Origin of the sequence: Pseudomonas sp. NDM (genome assembly GCF_003105095.1) — a bacterium.
GTDB lineage: Bacteria > Pseudomonadota > Gammaproteobacteria > Pseudomonadales > Pseudomonadaceae > Aquipseudomonas > Aquipseudomonas moraviensis_A.
Window position 1 is genome coordinate 1 of sequence record NZ_QETJ01000190.1, and the last position, 8,254, is coordinate 8,254.

Genomic DNA, 8,254 nt, shown 5'->3' on the forward strand with positions numbered 1-8,254 from the left:
AAATCTGTCAACTGACACACTGCTATCGCGAGCAGGCTCACTCCTGCATTTGGATCGATGAAAACAGGCCCGACGATGTGAGTCGTCGGGCCCAGGGTCAAGCCATTATTGCGCCTTTTGTGCCTGCTGCGCTTTCCAGGCCTTGAACTCGGCCCATTCGGCGCGGCGTTCGGCGCGTTTTTTCTGGATCTCGTCGAACTGCTTCTGTTGCTCGGGTTTCAGCAGTGCGCGGACATCGGATTCGGCTTTCTTGTGGTTGGCCGCGATCTCGTCCTTCATGGCTTTCTGGTCAGCCGGCGAGAGTTTTTCCAGGTACTTGTCGACCACCTGCTTACGCTCATGCATCTGCTCGCCCATGATCTTGCGAATCTGCTCGCGCTGTTCGCGGGTCAGGTCGAGCTGGCTGTACGGGCCTTTGCCGTGCATGCCGCCGTGCATCTGACCGCCGTGGCGCGGGCCATCAAGCGGACCACCCAGCGGACCGCCATCCTGCGGCATGGCCATGGCCACGGTTGGCAGAGCGGCAGCGAACATCAGAGCGATAAGAGTCTTGCGCATGGTGTATCTCCTTGTCTCGTTCCCGGTACGTTCCGGATGAGTGCAGATTACGCAGATCAAGGTCAGCGGCGGTCAGCGCAGCGTAAAGCTTCGGTAAAGACGCTTCGTACCCGAACTGACAAACACTGATGTGAATGACCCGCGTAGCAATGTGGGAGGAGCTGAAGGCTGCGATCTTTCTGATTTGCAGTTGAGGAAGATACGCATTGAATTGAGAGTCGCCCTGCAGGGTGTTGATGCGAAAGGACGGGAACAGTGATCGTTGAGCAGTCATCAAAGTGAGGTAACATCTGCTCATCGTGAAGTTCAAAGGAGAAAAACGATGGCAGGAAAGCCGGTCGCAAGGCTCGGAGATCCAGGGAGTCACGGCGGAAATATCACGACTGGATCAAGTCCTATTTTTGTGAATTCGATGCCCGTGGCTTTGGTTGGGGATATTTACTCTTGCCCAATTCACGGCAGCAATCCCATCACGACTGGCGCTCCCCATGTTTTCGGTTTGGGGAAAGAAGTTGCCCATGTTGGCTCCCTGACGGCATGCGGAGCGACGATTACTGCTGGATCGCCCGACACCTTCGTAGGTGAGTCTGGTGGTGGCGCTCCAATTAGCTTCTTCTCGGAATTTTTGAAAGAAAAGACTTTCGTTGAGTTTCAGTTGCTCAACGAAAGAGGTGAGCCTATCGCCAACGAGGCGTATGAATTGACGCTCCCCGATGGCACCTTGTTGACAGGCTTGCTTGACGAAAATGGCTTTGTGCATGTTGCAAATGTTCCTAGGGGAAATTGCAGCATAAAGTTTCCGAAACTTGAAGATACGGAACATCTTTAATGGTTCAGCCCACTCAATCTACTAGCACAACACAGTCAGCAAAGAACACAGGTGTGTCAGGGAAAACAACGAAGACCAACCAGGTAGTCGTATCCGGTGCCTATATGGAAATACTGGTGGGAGGCCCTTACACTCGCGATAAAGAAGAGCATCCTTTCGGACACGCAGCTTTACATGTAGTGGTGGGTAGCAAAGATATCACTTACGACTTTGGCCGTTATGGTAAGACATGGGGTACGTTTGATAGCGAGGGTGAGGGCGTTCTGAATGTCTGGACTTCTTTCAAGGCTTATATCTCTGGTGAAAATAGCTTAGGACGTACGACGACAGGTTTTGTTTATTTTTTGGATAACGCAAAGGCTGAGGCTGTGATCGCTCATTTCGATGCTGTTATCGCTCAGCAAAAAGAGCAGAGGAGAAAAACAGCTTCGTCAGCACGTTATGTCCTTCCTTCAAACTATCACCCGACCACGAATAACTGCACAACAGTGACGATTGCAGGAGCAAAGGTTTCAGGTAAGTCTATTTTGTACAACCCTTCGAAATATAACGAAATGCGAGGTCTTTCTTTCATCGAACGGCAGGCCGCGCGTACGCAAAATAGTCCGCAGGATGGGATCTTCATGCCTGCGGACTTGCAAGCCATGCTCGAAGCAAATGCCGAGGCACCCTATGATAAGAAAAACGTTTACAAATAAGCGACTCGGCCTATGCCTGGCGGCAGTAGCTTTAACCGTCAATGCGATTTTTTTGGCTTTTCTGATTTTTGATGATAATGCGAAGGGGCACGATATGAAGATGATCAAAACTAAAGAACCGTTGCTGATCGAGGGTCCAAACGGCGACGAGAATTACTACGTGCTGCCGCAGGGTACTACGCTATATCACGATAAAAGCTTTCCTGAAGGGCATGATCGTTATGTGGTGTATCTCAACCATAAGGGTACGATTGCCCACGAAGAAGTACCGATGAAGCCTGAGTATGGCGGTTCTTTCATTGATCCGCTCTGGCTGGCAAATGTTGATGAGAATACTTTGCAAGAAATTTTCAAGCGTTTTCCACTTTCCAAAAAAGACATTGCCGCTGCCATTAAGGCCAACGAGATAACCAAGAACGATTTGGCCGACATTATTCGTTCGATGCCCGATTAACCACTGCAAAGTCACCGACGGCTGCATTCCCTACAGAGCGTGGAAACGATCAGATACCCCTCTGTAGGAGTGAGCCTGCTCGCGATGGCGGCGCGCTATACAAGAATGTGTTGACTGACACACCGCCATCGCGTGCGGCTCACTCCTACAAGGCGCAGGTCTTATAGGCTGTAGTAATAACCCCGACTACGCAGCGCAACGATGCGCGGGCGGCCGTCGGGGTGGGGGCCGATTTTTTTGCGCAGGTTGCTGACGTGCATGTCGAGGCTGCGATCGTACAGGGTCAGCTTGCGGCCGAGGGCCAGTTGCGCCAGTTCCTGTTTGTCCAGCGGCTCGCCGGGCTGCTTGAGCAGGGCTTCGAGCAGGCGGCTCTCGGAAACGGTGAGGGTCAGTTCTTTTTCGTCGATGCTGACCACGCCGCGCACCGGGCTGAAACTCAGATCACCCAGCTCAAGCTGCGTCGATACGGCCGCCGGGTGGCTGCGGCGCAACACGGCGCGCAGGCGTGCAGTGAGTTCGCGTGGGTCGCAGGGTTTGGCCAGATAATCGTCGGCACCCAGTTCGAGGCCGAGGATGCGGTCCAGCGGTTCGCCACGCGCCGACAGCATCAGCACCGGCAGGTCCGCATGGTCGTTGCGCAATTGCTTGAGCAGTTCCAGACCGCTGCCGTCGGGCAGCATAACGTCCAGCACCACCGCCGCCGGGGCGGTTTCGGCCAACGCCTTGCGGGCGCTCTGGCCATCGTGGCAGGCGCGCACCTGGAAGCCTTCCTGGCTCAACCAGCTACTCAGGAGTTCGCACAACTCCTGGTCATCATCAATCAGTAACAGCTCGCTCATGACTCACTCAATTTAGCCATTGCCGACGTTTTCGGCTTGCACCACTGGCAAAGATACCGCAGAGCAGCGCCAATAGCGCTACCCCGGCGCCAGTGACGAACCACTGCTGTTGATCGGTCAGCAAACGCGGCAGCGGGCTGGCCTGGGCTTCCTTGAGTTGCAGCTTCAGACGCTGGTTCTCCTGGCGCAACCGGGCGAGCTGGGCGCTTTCGCGAGTGTTGTCGGCATTCTGCAGTTGTTTGTTCAGTTCTTCGCGCTGCAGTTCACTGGCCTTGAGCCGCTGTTGCAGCTCGGTGATCTGGCTGCCGGCGCTCAATGACAATGGCGTGGAGCTGCCGCTTTCGGTGGTTTCCTCACCATGGGCGGGCGCCATGATCGACAACGTGAGCAACATCAGACACAACGGACCCTTGCGCATCGCGACACCTGTTTCCAAATGGATATTGGGCAGGTTGTCGGCAGGCAAACGAGAATAATGAGCGATTGAGAGCGCGATGAACCGAGAAGGTTCATCGCGTGGAAGGACTCAAGGCAGGACTTGCTTGAACGGCTTGACGATCACATTGGCATACACGCCAGCGGCGATGTACGGATCGGCGTCGGCCCAGGCCTGGGCAGCGCTGAGGGAGTCGAACTCGGCGACGATCAGGCTGCCGGTGAAACCCGCTGCGCCCGGATCATTGCTGTCGACCGCCGGATGCGGGCCGGCCAGCACGATGCGGCCTTCGCCCTTGAGCGCTTGCAGGCGTTCCAGATGCGCCGGGCGCGCGGACAGGCGGGCTTCGAGCGAGTTGGCAACGTCGGTGGCAATGATGGCGTAGAGCATGTCAGTCCTCGGTTTTTGGCGTTGTGGTATCGGTGTCATGCAGATGACGCGACAGGTAGATGCCCTGTGCAACCAGGAACAGCACGGTCATGCCCAGGCTGCCGAACACCTTGAAGTCGACCCAGATGCTCTGGAAGGTGAAGGCGACGAACAGGTTGGCGGCGCCGCAGAACAGAAAGAAGGCGATCCAGGCGATGTTCAAACGGGTCCACACAGGATCCGGCAGGGTCAGCGCGTGGCCCATGATGCGTTTGATCAGCAGGCGATCACCGATGAAGTGGCTGCCGATGAAAGCCGCAGCGAACAGCCAGTTGACCACCGGCGCTTTCCATTTCAGGAAGGTTTCGCTGTGGAAGGCCAGCGTCAGGCTACCGAATACCAGGCAGGCGATCAGCGTCAGCCATTGGCTCTTTTCCAGCTTGCGCTGCTTGATGAACAGCGCGCCGTACACCACCAGGGAGCTGATGATCAGCATCGCCGTGGCGCTGTAGATACCGCCTACGGTCACTTGCTGGCCGGCAATGTCGACGACCCGTGGATCAAGTTTGTAAACGATGAAGAACAGCAGAAGCGGGATGAAATCGATGAATTGTTTCACAGTGAGAGCCAGAAGCTGGATGTGGCGGCATAATAACAAACATACGGGCGCGCGATAGCGCCAGCTGATTTGAGGTTACAACTCCCCGTGAATGTTGATTTGCACTGCCACAGCACGGCCTCCGACGGCGCCCTGGCGCCCGCGGTTCTGGTTGCGCGTGCGTTCGAGAACGGCGTGCGGGTCCTGGCGTTGACCGACCACGACACCCTCGAAGGCCTCGCCGAAGCGCGGACGGCGGCCACCGAGTTGGGCATGCAGTTGGTCAACGGCGTCGAATTGTCCTGCACCTGGGGCGGGGCGACCATTCATGTGTTGGGCTACGGTTTCGACGTCAACGCCGCGCCGTTGGTCGAAGCGATCGCCAAATTGCACGATGGTCGCTGGCTGCGGTCCGAAGAAATAAGCCGCAAGCTCGCCCTCAAGGGCATGCCCGGCGCCCTTGAGGGCGCCCGACAGATCCAGCAGGAACTGGGCGACAGCGGCAACGCGCCGGCCCGTCCGCATTTCGCCGACTGGATGGTGCGTGAAGGTTTTGTGAAGGATCGCGCCGAGGCGTTTCGCAAATGGCTCGGCGCCGGCAAGCTCGGCGATGTCAAGCTGCACTGGCCGACCCTGGAAGACACCGTCGGCACCCTGCGCGCCGCCGGTGCCTGGGTCAGTCTGGCGCATCCCTGGCACTACGATTTCACCCGCAGCAAACGCCGAAAGCTGATTGCCGACTATATTCAAGCAGGCGGGCATGCAATCGAGGTGGTCAATGGCCACCAGCCCGCGGAACAGGTGGGCAGCCTGGCGATCCTTGCCCGTGAATTCGGTCTGCTGGTCAGCGCCGGCAGTGACTTCCATGGCCCTGGCGGCTGGTCCGAGATCGGCCAGTACCGGCCGGTTCCCGAGGACCTTCCACCCCTGTGGTGTCGGTTCAAACATGACACAGATATTGCCGCCGTCTGAACAGGTAGAGAATGTGAGTCAATTTTTCCAGATACATCCGGAAAACCCGCAAGCGCGCCTGATCAAACAGGCGGTCGAGATCATCCGCAAGGGCGGGGTGGTGATTTATCCCACGGACTCGTCCTACGCCATCGGTTGCCAGATCGGCGACAAGACCGCCATCGAGCGTGTGCGACGTCTGCGCCAGCTCGATGAAAAGCACAACTTCGCGCTGATCTGCAGCGACCTGTCGCAACTGGGCAACTACGCCAAGATCGACACCGGCACCTTCCGCATTCTCAAGGCGCATCTGCCGGGGCCTTACACCTTCATTCTCAACGCTACCCGCGAAGTACCGCGCCTGTTGCTGCATCCGAAGAAACGCACCATCGGCCTGCGCGTGCCCAGCCATCCGATTGCGCTGGCGCTGCTGGCCGAACTCGGCGAGCCGCTGATGAGCGTGACGCTGATCATGCCCGGCGACGAAGACCCACTGAGCGATCCGTACGAAATGCGCCAGTTGCTTGAGCATCAGGTCGATCTGATCATCGACGGCGGTTTCGGCGGCATCAAGGCGTCGACGGTGATTGACCTGACCGGCGACGACCCGGAAGTGGTCCGCGTCGGTTGCGGCGATCCGACGCCGTTCATGGTCGAGGCCTGAATGTCCGCAGTGGAAACCGTGGTCGATCCCCAGGCCGGCGCTCAGCAGGAACTGCCGTTTGCCATGGTCTATGGCCAGGCGGTCATGGAAATGCCGCTGGACCTGTACATCCCGCCGGATGCGCTGGAAGTCTTTCTTGAAGCTTTCGAAGGCCCGCTCGACCTGCTGCTGTACCTGATTCGCAAGCAGAACATCAATATCCTCGACATCCCGGTGGCGGAAATCACCCGCCAGTACATGGGCTATGTCGAGTTGATGCAGTCGGTGCGTCTGGAGCTGGCCGCCGAGTATCTGGTGATGGCGGCGATGCTCGCCGAGATCAAGTCGCGCATGCTCCTGCCGCGCGCGGAAACCGTCGAAGACGAAGAAGACGACCCGCGCGCCGAACTGATCCGCCGCTTGCAGGAATACGAACGCTTCAAGGCTGCCGCTGAAGGTATCGATGGCCTGAGCCGGGTCGGTCGCGATGTGATCGTGCCCAAGCTCGATGCCCCGGAAGCACGGGCGCGTAAACTGCTGCCGGACGTGGCGCTGGAAGAAATCCTGATGTGCATGGCCGAAGTGCTGCGCCGTGGCGACATGTTCGAAAGCCACCAGGTCAGTCGCGAGGCGCTGTCCACCCGCGAGCGCATGAGCGATGTGCTGGAACGGCTCAAAGGTGGCGGCTTCGTGCCGTTTGTCGAGCTGTTCACCGCTGAAGAAGGTCGCCTGGGTGTAGTGGTGACCTTTATGGCGGTCCTTGAACTGGTCAAGGAATCCTTGGTCGAGCTGGTGCAGAATGAGCCGTTCGCCGCGATCCACGTGCGAGCCCGAGCCGAATAACGAGTCCCTACATGAACCTGACTGAACCCCGCGAGCTGGCGCCCCTGCTTGAAGCCTTTCTGTTGGCCTCGGGAAAGCCGCAATCCCTTGAGCGCCTGTTTGAACTGTTCGAAGAAGGCGAGCGGCCGGAGCCGGCGGTCTTCAAGAAAGCCCTGACCCTGCTCGGCAAGTCCTGCGAGGGCCGAGCGTTTGAGCTCAAGGAAGTCTCGTCGGGCTATCGCTTGCAGATCCGCGAGAAGTTTTCGCCGTGGGTCGGGCGGCTGTGGGAAGAGCGCCCGCAGCGCTATTCTCGTGCTTTGCTGGAAACCATTGCGCTGATCGCCTATCGCCAACCGATCACCCGGGGCGAAATCGAAGACGTGCGTGGCGTCGCGGTCAACAGCAACATCGTCAAGACCTTGCTTGAGCGTGAGTGGATCCGCGTCGTCGGCTATCGCGACGTGCCGGGCAAACCGGCGATGTTCGCCACGACCAAGGCGTTTCTCGATCACTTCAACCTGAAAAACCTCGAGGACCTGCCGCCGCTGGCCGAACTGCGCGAAATGGAAGCCGAGCCGGTGCTCGATTTCGACGACGCGCCGGTGCCGCAAAGTCTGCAGGAACTGGCCGACGCCAGCGCCGAGCCCGAGGAGGAAAAGGAAGAAACCAGCTTCCATTCCCTGCTGCTGGAACTGGACAGCATGGAGGAGGGGATCAAGACCGACTTCGACGATTTGCTGCGCGATGCGGCGGATGGCGAAGCGCCGGTGCCCGAGCCTGAGATCATCGAACACGCGATTGATGTGGAACTTGAGACCGCGCCTGACGCCGAACCGGAAGACGACATTCTCGGTGTCGCCGAGGCCCGCGAAAAACTTCTGGCCGCTGTCGCCGCCCTCGAGCAGCCGGAACCCGAACTCAGCGAAGAAGAAGCCGAAGCCCGCGCCCTGGCCGAAGCCATCGAAGCCGAACGGCGCGAATTCGACGATTGACCCGATTCCCGGAACACCGCCATTCCCTGTAGGAGTGAGCCTGCTCGCGATAGCGGTGTAACTGA

General features: G+C 58.3%; 12 protein-coding genes. 7 read left to right on the forward strand and 5 right to left on the reverse strand.

From position 1 onward, the window contains the following. Positions 1 to 105: 105 nt before the first annotated feature. Complete coding sequence (locus tag DCO47_RS23810; RefSeq protein ID WP_042607494.1) at positions 106 to 558, reverse strand: Spy/CpxP family protein refolding chaperone; 453 nt, start codon at positions 556 to 558, stop codon at positions 106 to 108. Between the two features lie 322 nt (positions 559 to 880). On the opposite strand from DCO47_RS23810, the gene DCO47_RS23815 reads away from it, so the two are divergent. From DCO47_RS23815 to DCO47_RS23825, 3 genes are all read left to right on the forward strand, one after another. Next, positions 881 to 1,387, forward strand: coding sequence for a PAAR domain-containing protein (locus DCO47_RS23815; RefSeq protein WP_065617423.1), 507 nt, complete (start codon positions 881 to 883; stop codon positions 1,385 to 1,387). Next, a complete protein-coding gene (locus tag DCO47_RS23820; RefSeq protein ID WP_116659053.1) occupies positions 1,387 to 2,085 on the forward strand; it encodes a hypothetical protein in 699 nt (232 codons plus the stop codon). Before DCO47_RS23815 ends, DCO47_RS23820 begins: the two co-directional genes overlap by 1 nt. Positions 2,086 to 2,179: 94 nt before the next feature. Beyond that, positions 2,180 to 2,539, forward strand: coding sequence for a hypothetical protein (locus DCO47_RS23825; RefSeq protein WP_256590245.1), 360 nt, complete (start codon positions 2,180 to 2,182; stop codon positions 2,537 to 2,539). A 161-nt stretch (positions 2,540 to 2,700) separates the two neighbouring features. Here DCO47_RS23825 and DCO47_RS23830 read toward each other — a convergent pair whose 3' ends face one another. The 4 genes from DCO47_RS23830 to DCO47_RS23845 all read right to left on the reverse strand — a co-directional run bounded on the left by DCO47_RS23830 (position 2,701) and on the right by DCO47_RS23845 (position 4,802). After that, a complete protein-coding gene (locus DCO47_RS23830) occupies positions 2,701 to 3,378 on the reverse strand; it encodes a response regulator transcription factor (protein ID WP_016771129.1) in 678 nt (225 codons plus the stop codon). A gap of 7 nt (positions 3,379 to 3,385) precedes the next feature. Then, the gene (locus DCO47_RS23835) at positions 3,386 to 3,796 is read right to left on the reverse strand and encodes a translation initiation factor 2 (protein WP_116659055.1); all 411 of its coding nucleotides are present in this window, start codon (positions 3,794 to 3,796) and stop codon (positions 3,386 to 3,388) included. Between the two features lie 108 nt (positions 3,797 to 3,904). Further along, positions 3,905 to 4,204, reverse strand: coding sequence for a YciI family protein (locus DCO47_RS23840; RefSeq protein ID WP_016771127.1), 300 nt, complete (start codon positions 4,202 to 4,204; stop codon positions 3,905 to 3,907). Between the two features lies 1 nt (position 4,205). Then, positions 4,206 to 4,802, reverse strand: a complete 597-nt coding sequence (locus DCO47_RS23845; RefSeq protein WP_042607495.1) for a septation protein A — start codon at positions 4,800 to 4,802, stop codon at positions 4,206 to 4,208. An 87-nt stretch (positions 4,803 to 4,889) separates the two neighbouring features. Between DCO47_RS23845 and DCO47_RS23850 the strand changes: the two genes are divergently transcribed. The 4 genes from DCO47_RS23850 (at position 4,890) to scpB (ending at position 8,189) form a co-directional block, all read left to right on the forward strand. After that, positions 4,890 to 5,753, forward strand: a complete 864-nt coding sequence (locus DCO47_RS23850; RefSeq protein ID WP_042607496.1) for a PHP domain-containing protein — start codon at positions 4,890 to 4,892, stop codon at positions 5,751 to 5,753. Positions 5,754 to 5,766: 13 nt separating this feature from the next. Continuing rightward, positions 5,767 to 6,396, forward strand: coding sequence for an L-threonylcarbamoyladenylate synthase (locus tag DCO47_RS23855; RefSeq protein ID WP_016771124.1), 630 nt, complete (start codon positions 5,767 to 5,769; stop codon positions 6,394 to 6,396). 123 nt (positions 6,397 to 6,519) lie between these two features. Beyond that, a complete protein-coding gene (locus tag DCO47_RS23860; RefSeq protein WP_172667879.1) occupies positions 6,520 to 7,218 on the forward strand; it encodes a ScpA family protein in 699 nt (232 codons plus the stop codon). 11 nt (positions 7,219 to 7,229) lie between these two features. Further along, positions 7,230 to 8,189 carry an SMC-Scp complex subunit ScpB gene (gene scpB, locus DCO47_RS23865; protein ID WP_064362077.1) on the forward strand — a complete coding sequence of 320 codons (960 nt, stop codon included), beginning with the start codon at positions 7,230 to 7,232 and terminating at the stop codon, positions 8,187 to 8,189. The last annotated feature ends 65 nt before the right edge of the window (positions 8,190 to 8,254 follow it).